The organism is uncultured Veillonella sp., from assembly GCF_900545205.1.
Classification (GTDB): domain Bacteria; phylum Bacillota; class Negativicutes; order Veillonellales; family Veillonellaceae; genus Veillonella.
On sequence record NZ_UQYC01000040.1, the window covers coordinates 1 to 17227 of the forward strand.

The window sequence follows — 17227 nt, forward strand, 5'->3', positions numbered from 1 at the left end:
TATTCAATCCATTCCAACTAGTTATGAATCGGGGACACTATTACCTAGTTGGGAACCATGAAAATTATGATGACATGTCTACATTGCGTGTCGATCGAATTGCACACATTACGGTGCTGAGCGAACGCAGAAAACCTTTACGGGAGATAAAGGGCTATAATCAGCAACGCACCTTTAATGTATCACAATATGTAAAAGAACATATTTACATGTTCGGCGGTGAATCCGTTACCGTAAGTTTTAAGGCAAAGCGGTCTATTGTAAACCAAATTTTAGATTGGTTTGATGGCAATGTGGAATTCACGAACGTCACATCTGATGATGTTGTATGCCGTGTACGTGTAAATCATGATGCCTTTAAGTATTGGGCACTTCAATATATGCAAAGTGTGAAAGTACTTTCACCAGCATCCTTGGTAGCAGAAGTTAAAGAAGCTATTAAGGAAGGCTTAGAACAATACTCATAATAAAAGAGCTAGTTGATCGTTGAATCAACTAGCTCTATTTTTATGTATGCTATTTTAAACGTCCGATTCCTAATTTATAGAACATGCATTTTTTCTGCTTCGCGATAGTCCTTAAGAACTGGTCGAGGAGGTAATTTACCCATGATACTCACTACATAGATAGCGATAGAAGAGAAGATGAAGCCTGGTACGATTTCGTAAAGGCCGAGGAATCCAAATTGTTTCCAAATGAGTACGGTTAAACCACCTACGACGATACCTGCGATACAGCCATGACATGTCATACGTTTCCAGAATAAGGAGAACAAGATAGCTGGACCAAAGGCAGCACCAAAGCCTGCCCATGCATAGGCAACCATTGTTAAGATGTAGCTATCTGGATCCATTGCCATATAGATGGCTATTAATGCAACTAGTAGCACTACGATACGGCTTACTAGTACTAGCTCTTTATCGCTTGCTTTAGGATGAATGATATTCGCATAAAGGTCATTAGCAATAGCGGAAGCTGTTACTAACAATTGTGCAGATGCAGTACTCATGATAGCTGCTAATACGGCAGACCAGATGAGACCTGCTATAAATGGTGTAAAGAGACGTTCTGTCATGATGAGGAATACTGTTTCCGCATCAGTGCCGACTAATTTATCCGGCAACATGTATACGTGACCAATGAGGCCTACCGCGATAGCTGCCATAAGGGATAAGATAACCCAAACCATGGCGATATTCGTAGATTTTTTTAACTCTTTCCCGTCGGAGATGGCCATGAATCTTACGAGAATGTGAGGTTGACCAAAGTAACCTAGGCCCCAACCGAGAGCGGAGATTAAGCCGATAGCCCAAGTGAACCAATCGGATGGATTGCCAAATAAGCTAAGACCTTGAGGGAACTCTTGTTGAATGAGTTGGAATGTTTCAATAGGACCACCCATAAACATGGCTGCTGTAATTGGTACTGCTAAGATGGCAAAGAACATCAATGCCCCTTGGATACAGTCCGTCCAAGATACGGCGAGGAAACCACCGAGGAACGTGTAAAATACGACGATGCCTGCTGTAATAAAGAGGGATACGGTGTAATCAAGACCAAAGATGGTATTGAACAATTTACCGCCTGCCACAAAGCCCGATGATGTATAAATCAAGAAGAAAATCAAGATGAATAGGGCTGAGATAACGGCTACCGAATGGGATTGATCGTGGAAACGATTCTTTAAGTAATCTGGTAGTGTTAAGCTATCGCTAGCTACCTCTGTATGGTTACGCAAGCGTCTAGAAACAAACTTCCAGTTTGCCCATGTACCTAATGTGAGACCTACGGCAATCCATACACCAGAAATCCCCGTTGTATACGCTAGGCCAGGCACACCCATGAGCATCCAACCACTCATATCTGATGCTTCCGCACTCAGTGCGGTGATCCATGGTCCTAGTTGTCGGCCACCGAGGATGTAATCACCAATGCTGTTCGATTTCCTGTAATAATAGACCCCGATATACATCATGAGTCCTAGGTATAAGGCAAAGGCGATGATAATCATTAAGTTGTCTTGTGTCATGCCTATATAAGACCTCCTTAGGTTGTAGTTCCATTCTATAGTATTATAAATAATTCCTATTGTACCATATATTAGTGCTTTAGAGTGTAAAACTTTAGTGATATACACCTAGTTTTTATACAAATTTAGGCTCAGTCTTTCACGATATGCATTAGACTGGCTTACGTAAAATCGTATATACTAATAAGTCCAATAGCCAAGGAAATATGTTAAAATATAAGAATGGAAAAAACGATTTTTCGTATTTTGGATACGAAATACTGTCATTGATAGTTGTAATAATAGTATTGTATTTATATTTCTGGAACATGAAAGGAGGACCCTATGGAAAAACAGACAACATCAAAGAATGTTGTTGGGACACCGCGTGATGGTGCAAATCAACAGGCACAAATGAAGCAACACGCATTGCGTATGTTAGAAACCTACTTTGGGTATACCTCCTTTAGACCGGCTCAAGAGGCTCCGATTGCCTCCTTATTACGCAATGAAGATGTGATTGGCATCATGCCTACGGGGGCAGGCAAGTCCATTTGCTTTCAGATTCCAGCACTCTGCAAGGCGGGCCTTACTATTGTGTTCTCTCCACTGATTTCTCTTATGAAAGACCAAGTAGATGGTCTATTAGTGCAGAATATACCAGCAGCACTTATCAATAGTACACTTACGCAAGCGGAGTTTAATAAGACCATGTACGAAGTGCGTAGCGGTAAGATTAAACTCTTATATATTGCACCGGAGCGGCTAGGGTCTAATTTTTTCTGCAATGTACTGCGAGCTTTGCCTATTGCTCAAGTCATTGTGGATGAGGCACATTGTATTTCGGAGTGGGGCCATGACTTTAGACCGTCCTATCGCCTCATCGGTGAGTGGCTTAATTCACTACCGAAGCGTCCTATCGTAGGGGCTTTCACGGCGACGGCTACAAAATATGTAGAAAATGATATCAAGAAGTTATTAGGTTTAGATAATGCGAATGTGTATGTAACGGGCTTTAATCGGCCTAATTTATCGTTCTCTGTTATCCGTACACCAAAGCGCATGGATTATGTGGTTCACTATGTGCGCCAACATGCCAACGAAAATGGTATTATCTATTGTGCAACGCGCAAGGATGTAGATCGGGTTTATGAAAATTTGACTCGTGCAGGCATTAAGGTGGGCCATTATCACGGGGGTCTCAGTGACGAGGTGCGCCGCGAGATGCAAAATGCTTATGCAGATGATAAACTGCAGGTCATGGTGGCTACTAATGCCTTTGGTATGGGCATCGACAAGAGTAATGTGCGCTATGTGTTGCACTATCAAATGCCGCGCAACATGGAGTCTTACTATCAAGAAGCAGGCCGTGCAGGTCGTGATGGGGCTCCTGCAGAATGTATCTTGCTCTACAGTGGGCAAGATGTACAGGTTCATAAGTATTTGATTGAACAGTCTATCGAGACGCCTGAGCGACAGGAGGTGGAGCTCCGTAAATTACAGTCCATGATTGATTACTGTTTCTGCAGTAATTGTTTACGTAAATATATGCTTAACTATTTTGGTGAAAGCACGGTTTGGACTACTTGTGATAATTGTAGCTCCTGTAAAGGCTCCGGTGATAAGGTAAATGTAACGAAAGAGGCGAAGGCTATCTTCCGTGCTATTATGGGCACTGATGAGCGCTATGGTGCCTCTATGATTACCTCTATCGTGCGCGGTGAAAGAACTGATCGCATTATGCGAGCAGGCCACGATGCACTGCCTGTATTTGGTTTACTAAGTAATGTAGACGAAAAATCTATTAAAGGGCTCATCCAACAGTTTGTAGCTTCTGGGTACTTGCGTAGTTCTTCCGGTAAGTATCCGGTGCTATCCTTGACGGCTGGTGCTGAGGAGGTCCTCGGTGGGCATAAAGAGGTGGAGGAAATCAGGCAACATGTGTCTGTACCATCACGAACTAGTCGGACTACGTCTACTACCTCACGAGGAAAATCTAGTTCCGGATCGGGTGGTTTATTTGAACATTTACGACAACATCGCAAGCGCTTAGCCGAAGAGGCAGGACTGCGACCATATCTTATCTTCCCCGATACAGTACTTATTGACCTAGCCAATTTACGACCAACTACATTAGGTGAATTTGGCAATGTTAAAGGTGTAGGGGAAGCAAAATTGAAAAAATATGGCCTCAGTTTTTTACAGGCCATTGCAGAATATAAGGGATAATAAATTTTACTGTATATATGGTAGTACTATGTATTTTTTAGTATGATAGTACTATATATTGTAAGATATAAGGTTAGTATTATTCGACGTCGTATACATAGATTTAGGGGGACATATGAGTCTAGCAGATACACAATACCTCGGTATTATTGAAAATATTTTAGAACATGGTACGTATGGCCAAAACCGTACAGGTATTGCAACCTATAAACTGCCACATCAAATTATGCAATTCGACTTGCAAGAGGAATTTCCCATTTTGACTACAAAATTTGTAGCTTTCAAAACAGCGGTAAAAGAATTGTTATGGATTTGGCAAATGCAATCTAACGATGTACGCAAATTACAAGAAATGAACGTGCGCGTATGGGATGAGTGGATGCGTGAAGATGGTACCATTGGTAAGGCCTATGGTTACCAAATTGCAAAGTACAAGCAACTTGATAATCTCATCAAGACTATCAAGGAAGATCCTGATAGCCGTCGTATGATTGTTACATTGTGGAATATTGAAGATTTAGATGATATGGCATTACAACCATGTGCGTATGAAACATTATGGGACGTAGCTGATGGCAAGTTGAACTGCATGCTCATCCAACGTAGTGGCGATATGGGCCTTGGCGTTCCATTTAATACAGCTCAATATGCTGCATTACAATGCATGATTGCCCAAGTAACAGATCTTAAACCTGGTAAATTTACTCATGTTATCAACAATGCTCATGTCTATGAAAACCATGTAGAAGCCTTGCGCGAGCAATTGGCACGTCGCGATCAAGCGTTGCCAGCTCCCAAAATTATTGTGAACCCTGAGGTAAAAGACTTCTATGACTTCACACCCGAGGACGTTACATTAGACGGGTATGAACATCTAGGTAAATTGTCCATGACTGTTGCCGTATAGCATTAATTGAAAGAGGCTAGTATGTTAGCATTAATCGTAGCTGTAGCACATAATCGTGTGATCGGTAAAGATAATACCTTGATTTGGCACTTGCCGAATGATTTGAAATTCTTTAAAGAGAAAACGACAGGTCATGTCATCATTATGGGCCGTAAGACCTTTGAAAGTTTGCCGTTCTTGTTGCCAAATCGTGAGCACTGGGTGATTACCCGCGATAAGGGCTTTGATGCACCAGAAGGGGTTAAGATTTTTCATAGTCCTGAGGCGGCTGCGGAAGCGGCACGCGCTCTTGATGCGGCCTATGTTATCGGCGGTGCTCAAGTATACGAGGCTTTCTTGCCGTACGTGGATACGATGTACATTACAGAAGTAGACCACGAATTTGAAGGGGATGCATTTTTCCCAGAGTTCCCAGAGGAGGCTTTCACCATTGAATCCGTTGTAGACGGCGTGGTGGATGAAAAGAACAAATATCCTCATCGTTTTGTAACCTATCGCAGAAAGGCATCTAAATGAGTGAAAGAATGTTTGCCATTATTGGCAGTGAATTAAATGTTAAGCCAAAGCAGGTGCAAGCTGCCGTAGAATTATTGGACGAAGGCAATACGGTGCCATTTATTGCGCGTTACCGTAAAGAAGTAACCGGTGAATTGCAAGATGAGCAATTGCGCACCATTGAAGAACGTATTAAATATCTGCGCAATTTGGAAACACGTCGCCAAGAAATCATTGCATCTATTACAGAGCAAGAAAAGATGACCGACGAGTTGATGAAGTCCTTAGAAGCAGCCACAAAGCTTCAAGAGTTAGAGGATTTGTATTTGCCGTATCGTCCTAAGAAACGTACCCGTGCTATGATTGCCCGTGAACGTGGGTTGGAGCCGTTAGCGGAAATGATCCTTAACGATACAGTTACCTCTGGTGATCCCCTAGAGATTGCTAAAGAATTTGTAACGGAAGAGGTGCCCACACCAGAGGACGCTATTCAAGGTGCTTCTGATATCGTAGCGGAAATTGTTAGCGATAGTGCAGACTTCCGTGCGTATTTGCGTAAAAAGATGTGGAATGAAGGCTTTATTCAAGCTGAGTTGACTGGTGATGAAGAGGTACAACAACAGTTTTTGCAATACGCAGAATATGCTGAACCAGTTCGCCAAATGCCGTCTCACCGTATCTTGGCGGTTAATCGTGGTGAAAAATTAGGGGCTTTGAAATTAGCCCTTACTGTACCAGGTGATACGTATGTTACTTACATGGTGCAAAAGTTAGAGAAAAATCCAAAGTCTATTTTCGGGGACTATAAAGCGGCTGCAGTAGCCGATGCGTATAAACGTCTAATTTTCCCTGCTCTAGAGCGTGATATACGCAATGAGTTGACGGAAAATGCGGATGAGCAAGCTATCAAGGTATTCGGTGTAAACCTTAAGAACCTATTATTACAGCCACCTTTGGCAGGCCATGTTATCATGGGCCTTGACCCTGGTTACCGTACAGGTTGTAAGATGGCTATCATCGACCAACAAGGTAATGTGCTAGATTACGGTGCCTATTATTTAACTAATAGTGAAAAGCTTCGCAAAGAAGCGCAAAAGGTATTGGCTGATAAAATCCGTAAGTTTAAGGTTACTCTCTTATCTATTGGTAATGGTACTGCATCTTATGAAACAGAGCAGTTTGCTTCCACCATGATTGAAGAGGAAAAATTAGACTGCCACTATATCATTACCAATGAAGCAGGCGCATCTGTATATTCTGCTTCTAAATTGGCTATCGATGAATTACCCGATTTAGACGTAACCATACGCGGTGCCGTATCGATTGCACGGCGCGTACAAGATCCATTGGCTGAATCTGTTAAGATTGATCCAAAATCTATTGGTGTAGGTCAATACCAACATGACGTAAACCAAAAGCAATTGACTCATACTTTAGATCAAGTCGTTGAAACTGTAGTTAACCACGTTGGGGTAGAGCTCAATACGGCATCTCCTGCTATTTTGCAACATATTGCAGGCATCTCTAGTACGGTGGCTAAAAATATCGTTGCATATCGTCAAGAGAATGGTGTATTTAAAAGCCGTAAAGAATTGTTGAAAGTACCTCGCTTAGGTCCTGCGGCTTTCACGCAATGTGCGGGCTTCCTTCGCTTGCAACACGGTAAAAATCCACTAGATAATACATCTGTCCATCCTGAGTCCTATGAATTGGCAGAACGCATTATTGGTGAATTAGGCTTTACATTAAAAGATTTGCAAGATAAAGCGCAACTGGAGGCGTTACAAGTGAAATTGCCTCTTGTAGATGCAGAAAAAATGGCTGCTAAACTTGATGCGGGTGTACCAACTGTACGAGATATTTTAGCTGCTTTGGCAAAACCAGGTCGCGACCCTCGTGAAGATTTGCCAGCACCACTTACTAGAAAACACGTGGTAAGCCTTGAAGATATTCAAGTTGGTACTGTTGTAAAAGGTACTGTTCACAACGTAGTTGATTTTGGTGCCTTTGTAGACTTTGGTCTTAAAACGAATGGTCTTTTGCATCGTAGTGAACTTTGTAACAGCCGCCAACATCCATCTGATGTACTTGCCGTAGGCGATATTATTGAAGCTCAAATTATTTCTGTTGATGTAAAACGCAATCGTATCGGTTTGTCTGTAAAAGCATTGCAACCAGAAAAGCCAAAGAATAGCGATAATAACCGAAACAGAAATAACAACGGACAACGTCGAAATAACAATCGTAACAATAACCGTAATAATGACCGTAATAATAACCGTAACAATGGTGGTCGACAAAAAAATAATATCAATTGAAGTTTATTATTGAGAACTACTTTTGACTAAAAGTCATGGTCCGCAAAACCGCACTCTCTATGGTCTTAGAGGGTGCGGTTTTTCTATATAACTAAAAGCTATGTATAATAATGCAGATTAGATATATCGAAAACAGTATATCTGATTGAAATATTTAGATATAAGGCGTATGATGAAATCACAGAGGAAATCTTCCTCAATCTATATTCCTACATAGGAGGTAATGCTATGAGCTTGAACCTTAAAGAAAGATATGGACTTTTAATTAATAATGAATGGGTAGCTGCATCTGATGGCGCTGAATTCAATGTATATAACCCTTCTAATGGCGAACAACTTGCTATCTGTGCAGAGGCTACGAAAGACGATGTTGATAAAGCGGTAGACGCTGCAACAGAAGCTTTTAAAACTTGGAAAACTGTTTCTCAAATAGATCGTGCTGATTACTTGTTAAAAATTGCTGATGCTATTGATGCTCACAAAGAGTACTTGGCACAAGTTGAAACATATGACAATGGTAAACCAATCCGTGAAACTTTGAATGTAGATATTCCACTTGGTGCTGACCATTTCCGTTACTTCGCTGGCGTACTTCGTTCCGAAGAAGGCTCTGCTCAAGTATTTGATGAAAATACATTGAGCCTCATCGTTCGTGAACCAATTGGCGTTGTAGGTCAAGTCGTGCCTTGGAACTTCCCATTCCTAATGGCTGCTTGGAAATTGGCACCAGCTCTTGCAGCAGGTTGTACAGTTGTAATTAAACCTTCTAGCCATACATCCCTTAGCCTTTTAGTATTAGGCGATATTTTGAAAGATATCTTACCAGCGGGCGTTGTAAACATCGTAACTGGTAAAGGTTCTAAATCTGGTCAATATATCCTTGATCATCCAGGATTCAGCAAACTTGCTTTCACAGGCTCTACAGAAGTAGGTCTTGATGTATATAAAGCAGCATCTGAACGCTTGATTCCTGCTACATTGGAATTAGGTGGTAAATCTGCGAATATCTTCTTTGAAGATGCAAACTGGAAACAAGCTCTTGATGGGGCAATGCTCGGTATCCTCTTCAACCAAGGTCAAGTATGCTGCGCAGGTTCCCGTATCTTCGTACAAGATACAATTTACGATAAATTCGTAGCTGAACTTTCCGCATTATTTGATAAAGTAAAAGTTGGTTTGCCTTGGGAAGAATCTACACAACTAGGCTCCTTGATTTACGAAGCTCAAGTTGAAAAAGTACTTAGTTATGTAGAACTTGCTAAAGAAGAAGGCGCTCGTATTGCAGCTGGTGGCGTACGCGTTACTGACGGCGAACTTGGTAAAGGTTGCTTCATTAGACCTACACTTATCGTAGACGCTACAAACGATATGCGCGTAGCTCGCGAAGAAATCTTCGGCCCTGTAGCTGTTGTTATCAAATTCCACAGCGAAGAAGAAGTGATCGAACAAGCTAATGACAGCTTATACGGTCTTGGCGGTGGCGTATTTACACAAAACCTCAACCGTGCAATCCGCGTAGCTCGAGCAATCGAAACAGGTCGTATGTGGGTTAACACATATAACTCCATCCCAGCAGGTGCACCATTTGGTGGCTACAAACAATCTGGTATCGGCCGTGAAACTCACAAAGTTATCCTTGAACACTACACTCAAATGAAAAATATCATTATCAACTTGAGTGATAAACCATCTGGTTTCTACGATTTAGATTAATAATTGAATAGACTCTACCTATAATTACATAAAAAAGGCACCAATTTAATTATTGGTGCCTTTTGTGTTATTCATTATAATATTGTTATAGATAAAATACACTTTTACGATAAAGAGGATTTGTGTACGTATATGTGTAAAAATAAGGAGAGGTGAAATAATGAGGTCTATTCCCATCAAAAAATTGTATAATCCCCAATATGATCTGTTATCTACAAGCGATAGAATGGAATTATTAAATAAGATTGGAAATATATATAATTTAGAATTAATCTGCTTTAAAGAATTTACTGCCTTTGGAAAATGCACATATACGGCGGTATATCGTTCACATGATGGTATAGAATTTGTATTTGTTCCTGGAGATACTGTTTCGTTAGGGTTTGATTTTAGAAATAAACCATTTCAGGATATTTTTAATGATGAAAATTTAGCGGACCTTGCCTATCCATTTGTCGAGGGATATGAAGAGGAAATCTTTAGTGAAGACGATGTTCAAACTAAGATTAGCGAAATACTAGAAGATGAAGAGGTACTATCCAACATAGAAACGTATTTTAAACATAATTTTACTCAAGAAGATGAGTTTGTAATCCATCCATTATTGGTACAAAAAGAGTATAGTGAAACTTGTTGGATACCTATTTCAGATGAGAAACTCAGACAAAATAAAGAGTGGCAACAGATGATAGAAAAAGCCGAAAGCGCAGGGCTTTCTGAAATAATGATTCATAATACCATATGTTTATATCAAACAGACGATAACAATTGGTATGGTAAACTTTATGAAGAAACTACATTTAAGGAATTGTTACAGAATATAAAAAGTTATGGGTACTCTTTACCGACGCGTAGAGAGTGGGAGTATTTAGCTGGCAAGGGGTGTAGAACCATTTTTCCATGGGGGAACAATATAGATTTTTCTATGAACTTAAAACATATGGAATGGATGGATAATGATGGAGAGTATACATTAGAAAAGGAAAACTTTTTTGGATTGATTATAGGTGATGATCCGTATTGTAGAGAAATCGTCTATGATGAAGGTGAATTTTCCTATAAAGGTGGAGACGGTGGCCGCAATATATGTGGAGGCTTAGGCGTTATTTGGGGCTATTTACCTGTTTCACCATACTTTCAAGATAGTGAAATGGTAATTGGCAATAATATAAATGGAGGATATGATTTCTTTAGACGAGTTATAAGGATTAATGACAATATGAAATGATGTTGCATATAATAATTCTAAAATATCAAATGATAACGTCGTCTCATACGTAAAAGAGGTACCCTAGACGGTACCTCTTTTATTAATATTGGGATAAGCGGAATATTCTTCTATATTCTTCTGGTGCATCAGAACCATCAGATGGTTTTATGATGACTCTAATATAGATTTTTTCTTTGAAATCTGGATATGTTGCAGCATATTCTTTGCAGAATTGATCCATACGATTGTAAAAGTTTATTACATCTTGAGTTTGTATAGCTGAATAGGGGATAGGCATTTCAATATACAAAGAAGATGTATCATATGTGGCATAGGATAGCTCCTCTGCTGTTAGATAGTTTTTCATTAATGGGAATGCAGTTATCAGCGGAATGTTGGTTATCAGCATTCGATCAACTTGTGGTACAACAGGTGCAGAGGTGTGTATGACTTCAGATATTTCAATGGGCATTTGTGGATACTTGTCAAAGGTGACTTGCCATGTATTGTTCCTTTGTGACTCCAAGTGATATGTTAGATTAGGATAATTCTTACTTATATATTGTTGAACTTCTTCTTCACTGTAATGTGAGAGAAGATGACAACCCGTTGTTAGTATGAGTGAGACTATAATCAGCGGCAATAATACGAATCGTTTTAGGGCAAATGGTTTCATTGGTATTCCTTTTGTACTTCTTTAGAAAGTTCAGTAAATCGTAATTGCTTAACAGGTATTGCTTAATTATTGGCGGAATTTTGAAGTATATTAATTTAATTATATTATACCTAAAATATATTTTTACTCATATAGTTGATTAATACCATATAACTTTTCAATAAACTATAACAATGAGGCACCTCAAATGAGGTGCCTTTTTTGTGCATAATATAGGAAATCAGTATCTTATAAGTGTGGATCTGCCGTATGCTATAATAAAGAACATCTAAAAGTGTATTGTAAAAGAGACTGGTAAAAAATGAAAAAACTTGAAATGTTAGGATATTTTTGGATTTTCACATCTATATCGTTATGTATAGGGTTATATAAACTTGAGCTTAGTAAACGTGTCATTGATGAAGAGTATGAATACATCAAAAAACATAGAGCTTTTGGTAATTTAACCAAGTATTTAACAATAATTGCAATTATAATTGTAGTCCTATTAAATTGTAAATTTTTAATTGATAAAGATTATTTATTTATTGCGAGATATGGTGTTGCTTGGGGTATTTTCGTGCTTTTGATAATGTGTACAGGATTTTTTCAAAAGAGAGACAGTTTATATTATAAACGTGGGATAATTGCTATTGTTTCAATATTATTCGGTGTTGTAGGCTCTGCTTATGCGTTTAAAGATATATTCTTTAAGTAGTAAAGAGAAAGATTGAATACAAGAAAAGTATCGTCGATGAAAAATGAGGTAAAAGATGAGTAGGTTAACAATATTAGGTAGTACGTTTGTTTTTGCATCTATCATATCGGGAATAGCCTTATATAAACTTGAAATTCGTAAGACTTCAATTAATGAAGAGTATGAATACATAAAAAAACATAGAGTTTTTGGTAGTTTAACAAAATATTTGTCTATTATTTCTCTTATAAGTTTAGCTCTACTGATTCTTAAAATTATAATTGATAGAGATTATACAGTAATTGTGAGTTATGGAAGTGTTTGGACTATTTTTACACTTGTTACACTGTGCACAGGATATTTTCAAAAAAGAGATAGCATATATTACAATCGTGGACTCATTGCCGTATTTTCGATGCTGATGTTTATTACTGTTTGCATCTATGCGTTTAGGAAGGTATTATTCTAAATAAAAAATATATATTGTTTTATTATCTTAGACTAATAATATAGAATTCTTCAATAAACCATAATAAGAAGGCACATCCTTCGAGGTGCCTTTTTTGTGCATAATATAGAAGATCAGTATCTAATAAGTGTGGAGCTGCCTTATGCTATAATTAAGAACATTTAAGAGTGTATTGTAAAAGAGACTGGTGAAAATGATTAAAGGAGAGCATAAACCATGATTCATTTAGATTATCTATTAGTTATAGGAATATTACTTAGCATTTTACTCTTTCTTTTGGTTGGAGTCTTTTACTATAATAACACCAAACTTTTAAAGGGACTCAATATTTGGTTCTTAATAATACTTAGCGCTCTTTTGAGTTATTTATTATATCCCTTATATGAACTGACAGATTATAGAGAAGAATTTACGTCAATCGTTATAATCGCTGCGATAATCATTAAAATAATTATCAATTTATCTATATTTATGATAGCTGATAGAATAACAACGAAATGGATTTCTAAATTAATTTTGATTCTATGGGTTGTTCTTGTTGAATGTTTGTATATGCCTATTCATTTATCATACCTTGTTTTCCTTTGTGTATCAGGTGGAATCGTTTTAATAGAACAGTTAAGGGAGAGAAGAAAGCACATTTAGTTTTGATTCGTAATTACTTTTATAGCGTTCACCTTTGAAATATGATATACTATTCTAACGCGCATAATTCGTGCGCGATAGGAGGAAACACATTTAGATGTTAGAAAAATTTGAACAATTAATGATTAGCGAACCTGTTCTAAGAGCGTTAAACGATATGGGCTTTGAAGAGCCTACGCCAATTCAACAGGAAGCTATCCCAGTTGCCATGAGCGGTAAAGACATGATCGGTCAAGCTCAAACAGGTACTGGTAAGACAGCAGCATTTGGCTTGCCTGTATTGGAACGCGTAGACGGGAATGAGCGTCACGTTCAAGTAGTTATTTTATCCCCTACACGAGAATTAGCTATCCAAGTAGCTGAAGAGCTTAACAAAATGGCTCAATACACGAATATCACTGCACTACCTATTTATGGTGGTCAAGATATTAATCGTCAGTTCCGTGCCTTGAAAAAGAACCCTCAAATCATCGTTGCCACTCCAGGCCGATTGATGGACCATATGGATCGTGGTTCTATCCACTTTGACCATGTGAAAGTTGTGGTATTGGACGAAGCCGACGAAATGTTAAACATGGGCTTTGTTGATGATATCAATAAAATCTTGGGTGCTATCCCAGAAGACCATCAAACATTGTTGTTCTCCGCAACTATGCCTAAAGCTATCCAACAATTAGCTGAAACATATTTGACAGAGCCAACATTGATTCGTATGAAACCGACTCAAGTTACGATGGACTTAATTGAACAATATTATATCGAAGTGCAAGACCGTCAAAAATTCGATGTTCTTTGCCGCTTGTTCGATATCCAAACACCTGAACTTGCTATTATCTTCACACGTACAAAACGTCGTGTTGATGAAGTAACTGAAGGTCTTAAGAAACGTGGTTACATGGCGGAAGGCATCCATGGCGATTTGTCTCAACAAAAACGGGACAGCGTAATTCGTCAATTCCGCGAAGGTACCATCGATATTCTCGTGGCTACTGATGTGGCAGCTCGTGGTCTTGATATTTCTGGCGTATCTCACGTATATAACTATGATATGCCTCAAGATCCTGAAAGCTACACACACCGCGTAGGTCGTACAGGCCGTGCCGGTAAAGCTGGTCAAGCTTTCACGTTCGTTATCCCTCGTGAAATGGAGCATTTACATGCTATCGAGCGTTTAACAAAACGTAAAATCGCACGCCGCCGTGCACCTTCCTTAGGTGAAGTTCTTGAAGGTCAACAACGTTTGGCAATTGAAAGTCTCGTTGAAATGACAGATAATTTAGAAGCATTAGCACCATTCAAATCTAGTGCAGAGGAATTGTTGAATGATACAGATTCCGTAACACTTTTGGCAGCAGCTCTTAAATTGTTAACAAAAGAACCAGATACAACTCCTGTAAATATTACAGAAGAAAAACCATTGCGCGTACGCCGTCGTCGTGAAGGTGGCCGTAGTGACCGCCGCCGTGGTGACCGTCGTAGAGATGGTGATCGCCGCCGTGACGGAGATCGTCGTCGCGATGACCGCCCTCGTCGCAGCCGCGATGACCGCAGAGGTGAACGTCGTGATGGCCGCCGCAGAGATGATCGTAGATCTGATCGTCCACGTGGTGACAGAAAACCTCGTCATCAAGGTGAAGGTTTCAAACCTTACTTTAAAGACTAATAGAATGTGGATTGCTTTCGGGCAATCCACATTTTTTATTACTTAATAGTTAATACTATCTATCTTGATAAGTGTTGAGAATTCTGCTATAATAAATAATAATTATTTCTTGTAAACGGTCGATAATGGCCTATGCCTTATAGATTTCCAAGTGGAGAAAGGTAGATTATTATGGATATCGCACAAATTTTGCGTAGTCAGGGGTTTAAAGTAACCCCACAACGTATTGCGATTTATGATGCCTTGCGTGGTCATCATGATCATCCAACAGCAGAAATGTTGTATCATACGTTGCGCCCTGAACATCCAAGCATGAGCTTGGCAACCGTGTACAAGACGATGGAGATTTTTGAAAAAATCGGTCTTGTAAAAATTTTAGAAGTAGGTGATGAGCGCGCTCATTACGATTGGGACACACAAGCTCATTCCCATATCCGTTGCATCCGTTGCAACAAGGTAGAGGATATGAGGGGCATTGATTTACAAGCTATCAAAACAATTGCTGATCAAGGTAGCGAGTATCAAATCACAGGTCAACATATTACCTTTGAAGGTGTATGCCCTGAGTGTGCTAAAAAAGAAAGTCATTAATACATAACCCCTGTCGCGAAGGGCTCCTTCACGGTAGGGGTTATATTAGTTATATATGTCTTCTATTCATTAGGCTTTTGGAATAGATGTAAGCGTAATAGAATAGATATTAGAATTGAGTATTTTAGAATTTTAGAATTATATAAATATAAAGGAGTATTATGTTTGTCATCGGCAGTCATTTATCAATTAGCAAAGGTTATTTAAACATGGGGAAAGAAGCTACCAAAATTGGGGGTAATACATTCCAATACTTCACGCGCAATCCTCGTGGTGGTAGTATGCGTGCCCTCGATGTAGAGGATATGAATAGCTTGAGTGCGTATATGAAAGAACATAACTTTGGCACCTTATTAGCTCATGCACCTTACACGTATAATCCATGTGCAGCAAAAGAAGATTTGCGCGCTTTTGCAAAGCAGGCCATGACAGAAGACCTAGAGCGTATGGAATATTTACCAGGCCAAATGTATAACTTTCACCCTGGCAGCCATGTAAAGCAAGGTGTAGATCAAGGCATCGAATATATCGTGGAATGTTTGAATGAAATCTTATTCCCTGGCATGAAAACAACAGTTCTCTTAGAAGTCATGGCAGGTAAGGGCACAGAAATTGGTTCTCGCTTTGAAGAAATTGCACGCATTATCGATGGTGTGAAATTAAAAGAATACATGGGCGTATGTGTTGATACATGCCATATCCACGAAGGTGGTTATGATATCGTCAATAATCTAGATGGTGTTATTGACGAGTTTGATCGTATTGTAGGATTAGACCGTTTGAAAGCGATTCATTTAAACGACTCTAAAAATCCGATGGGCGCTCATAAAGATCGCCATGAAAAAATTGGGGAAGGTCATATCGGTATCGATGCCATAGCTCGCATTGTGACACATCCTAAATTGACGAATTTGCCGTTCTATTTGGAAACACCAAATGAATTAGATGGCTATGCGAAAGAGATTGCTATGTTGCGCTCTATTGTAGAGAATCAATAATTAAGCTGAATCGTAGTTTTAGTTATATAATAATTTATATAGCTACATTTCCATAAGATATAGGGCGAGCTGGAAAGGGGGATAAAATGCGTTTTTTACATACTGCCGATTGGCATTTAGGACGTATTTTTTATGGGCAGTACTTAACCGAAGACCAAGCTCATGTGTTGGAGAATCAGTTCTTTTCTATTTTGAAGGATGAAAAAATCGATGGCATATTGCTAGCAGGGGATATTTTTGATCGAGCAGTGCCACCTATTGAAGCCATTGAATTATGGGATTCCATCATTACTCGTCTTGCTATGGACTACAAGGTTCCACTCTTTGTAGTTAGCGGTAACCACGATGGCTCAGAACGCCTTGAGGTAGGGCGTTCTATGTTGAGTCGTTCTGGAATCCATATTTGGGGATCCCCTCATCACGCATTACAACCGTTTGAATTTGAAGGGGCTGACGGTAAGGTCGCTATTTGCCCTATGCCCTTTAGCGAGCCGCGTCGTATAGGTGATGCATTAGGTTTGGGTGCATCTGTATCAAAACCTGTTGATATAGATATGACCGAGGACTCCCTGTTCTCCTATGTGGAGACTAACGAGCAAGAGTTCGGCTCGCTTAATTTACATAATTAC

At 39.3% G+C, this 17227-nt stretch carries 15 protein-coding genes; 13 read left to right on the forward strand and 2 right to left on the reverse strand.

The annotated features are described in order from the left end of the window. Window positions 1-467: YafY family protein (locus QZR70_RS05510; RefSeq protein ID WP_295793655.1), on the forward strand; the 467-nt coding region annotated here is incomplete at its 5' end. Window positions 468-541: 74 nt separating this feature from the next. Here the strand turns inward: QZR70_RS05510 and putP are convergent. Further along, window positions 542-2029, reverse strand: a complete 1488-nt coding sequence (gene putP, locus QZR70_RS05515) for a sodium/proline symporter PutP (protein WP_295793657.1) — start codon at window positions 2027-2029, stop codon at window positions 542-544. 324 nt (window positions 2030-2353) lie between these two features. Between putP and recQ the strand changes: the two genes are divergently transcribed. The 6 genes from recQ to QZR70_RS05545 all read left to right on the forward strand — a co-directional run bounded on the left by recQ (window position 2354) and on the right by QZR70_RS05545 (window position 10898). Then, window positions 2354-4237: a DNA helicase RecQ gene (gene recQ, locus QZR70_RS05520; RefSeq protein ID WP_295793658.1), complete on the forward strand. Its 1884-nt coding sequence runs from the start codon at window positions 2354-2356 to the stop codon at window positions 4235-4237. A gap of 115 nt (window positions 4238-4352) precedes the next feature. Beyond that, window positions 4353-5144 carry a thymidylate synthase gene (locus QZR70_RS05525; protein ID WP_295793660.1) on the forward strand — a complete coding sequence of 264 codons (792 nt, stop codon included), beginning with the start codon at window positions 4353-4355 and terminating at the stop codon, window positions 5142-5144. Between the two features lie 21 nt (window positions 5145-5165). After that, window positions 5166-5660: a dihydrofolate reductase gene (locus tag QZR70_RS05530; protein WP_295793662.1), complete on the forward strand. Its 495-nt coding sequence runs from the start codon at window positions 5166-5168 to the stop codon at window positions 5658-5660. After that, window positions 5657-7957 (forward strand): Tex family protein, encoded by a 2301-nt coding sequence (locus QZR70_RS05535; RefSeq protein WP_295793664.1) that lies wholly within the window; start codon window positions 5657-5659, stop codon window positions 7955-7957. Before QZR70_RS05530 ends, QZR70_RS05535 begins: the two co-directional genes overlap by 4 nt. A 228-nt stretch (window positions 7958-8185) precedes the next feature. Beyond that, window positions 8186-9670: an aldehyde dehydrogenase family protein gene (locus QZR70_RS05540; RefSeq protein WP_295793665.1), complete on the forward strand. Its 1485-nt coding sequence runs from the start codon at window positions 8186-8188 to the stop codon at window positions 9668-9670. Window positions 9671-9830: 160 nt separating this feature from the next. Then, the gene (locus tag QZR70_RS05545) at window positions 9831-10898 is read left to right on the forward strand and encodes a hypothetical protein (protein WP_314361006.1); all 1068 of its coding nucleotides are present in this window, start codon (window positions 9831-9833) and stop codon (window positions 10896-10898) included. A gap of 82 nt (window positions 10899-10980) precedes the next feature. Here QZR70_RS05545 and QZR70_RS08895 read toward each other — a convergent pair whose 3' ends face one another. Continuing rightward, window positions 10981-11556, reverse strand: a complete 576-nt coding sequence (locus QZR70_RS08895; RefSeq protein WP_295802662.1) for a hypothetical protein — start codon at window positions 11554-11556, stop codon at window positions 10981-10983. 301 nt (window positions 11557-11857) lie between these two features. On the opposite strand from QZR70_RS08895, the gene QZR70_RS05555 reads away from it, so the two are divergent. The 6 genes from QZR70_RS05555 to sbcD form a co-directional block, all read left to right on the forward strand. After that, window positions 11858-12253: a hypothetical protein gene (locus QZR70_RS05555; RefSeq protein WP_257847367.1), complete on the forward strand. Its 396-nt coding sequence runs from the start codon at window positions 11858-11860 to the stop codon at window positions 12251-12253. 664 nt (window positions 12254-12917) lie between these two features. After that, entirely contained in the window at window positions 12918-13346 is a 429-nt protein-coding gene (locus QZR70_RS05560) for a phosphatase (RefSeq protein ID WP_295793673.1), read from the forward strand. A gap of 97 nt (window positions 13347-13443) precedes the next feature. Continuing rightward, entirely contained in the window at window positions 13444-15009 is a 1566-nt protein-coding gene (locus QZR70_RS05565) for a DEAD/DEAH box helicase (RefSeq protein ID WP_295793674.1), read from the forward strand. Window positions 15010-15180: 171 nt separating this feature from the next. Further along, complete coding sequence (locus tag QZR70_RS05570; RefSeq protein ID WP_295793676.1) at window positions 15181-15600, forward strand: Fur family transcriptional regulator; 420 nt, start codon at window positions 15181-15183, stop codon at window positions 15598-15600. A gap of 161 nt (window positions 15601-15761) precedes the next feature. Next, the gene (locus QZR70_RS05575) at window positions 15762-16598 is read left to right on the forward strand and encodes a deoxyribonuclease IV (protein ID WP_009351073.1); all 837 of its coding nucleotides are present in this window, start codon (window positions 15762-15764) and stop codon (window positions 16596-16598) included. 86 nt (window positions 16599-16684) lie between these two features. Then, window positions 16685-17227, forward strand: a 543-nt coding sequence (gene sbcD, locus QZR70_RS05580) for an exonuclease subunit SbcD (protein WP_295793677.1), incomplete at its 3' end; no start/stop codon positions are given.

What these genes read in the sequence shown, in the direction of transcription:
- putP (WP_295793657.1), bottom strand. Translation starts at nt 2,029, where the DNA reads ATGACACAAGACAACTTAATGATTATCATCGCCTTTGCCTTATACCTA.
- recQ (WP_295793658.1), top strand. Translation starts at nt 2,354, where the DNA reads ATGGAAAAACAGACAACATCAAAGAATGTTGTTGGGACACCGCGTGAT.
- QZR70_RS05525 (WP_295793660.1), top strand. Translation starts at nt 4,353, where the DNA reads ATGAGTCTAGCAGATACACAATACCTCGGTATTATTGAAAATATTTTA.
- QZR70_RS05530 (WP_295793662.1), top strand. Translation starts at nt 5,166, where the DNA reads ATGTTAGCATTAATCGTAGCTGTAGCACATAATCGTGTGATCGGTAAA.
- QZR70_RS05535 (WP_295793664.1), top strand. Translation starts at nt 5,657, where the DNA reads ATGAGTGAAAGAATGTTTGCCATTATTGGCAGTGAATTAAATGTTAAG.
- QZR70_RS05540 (WP_295793665.1), top strand. Translation starts at nt 8,186, where the DNA reads ATGAGCTTGAACCTTAAAGAAAGATATGGACTTTTAATTAATAATGAA.
- QZR70_RS05545 (WP_314361006.1), top strand. Translation starts at nt 9,831, where the DNA reads ATGAGGTCTATTCCCATCAAAAAATTGTATAATCCCCAATATGATCTG.
- QZR70_RS08895 (WP_295802662.1), bottom strand. Translation starts at nt 11,556, where the DNA reads ATGAAACCATTTGCCCTAAAACGATTCGTATTATTGCCGCTGATTATA.
- QZR70_RS05555 (WP_257847367.1), top strand. Translation starts at nt 11,858, where the DNA reads ATGAAAAAACTTGAAATGTTAGGATATTTTTGGATTTTCACATCTATA.
- QZR70_RS05560 (WP_295793673.1), top strand. Translation starts at nt 12,918, where the DNA reads ATGATTCATTTAGATTATCTATTAGTTATAGGAATATTACTTAGCATT.
- QZR70_RS05565 (WP_295793674.1), top strand. Translation starts at nt 13,444, where the DNA reads ATGTTAGAAAAATTTGAACAATTAATGATTAGCGAACCTGTTCTAAGA.
- QZR70_RS05570 (WP_295793676.1), top strand. Translation starts at nt 15,181, where the DNA reads ATGGATATCGCACAAATTTTGCGTAGTCAGGGGTTTAAAGTAACCCCA.
- QZR70_RS05575 (WP_009351073.1), top strand. Translation starts at nt 15,762, where the DNA reads ATGTTTGTCATCGGCAGTCATTTATCAATTAGCAAAGGTTATTTAAAC.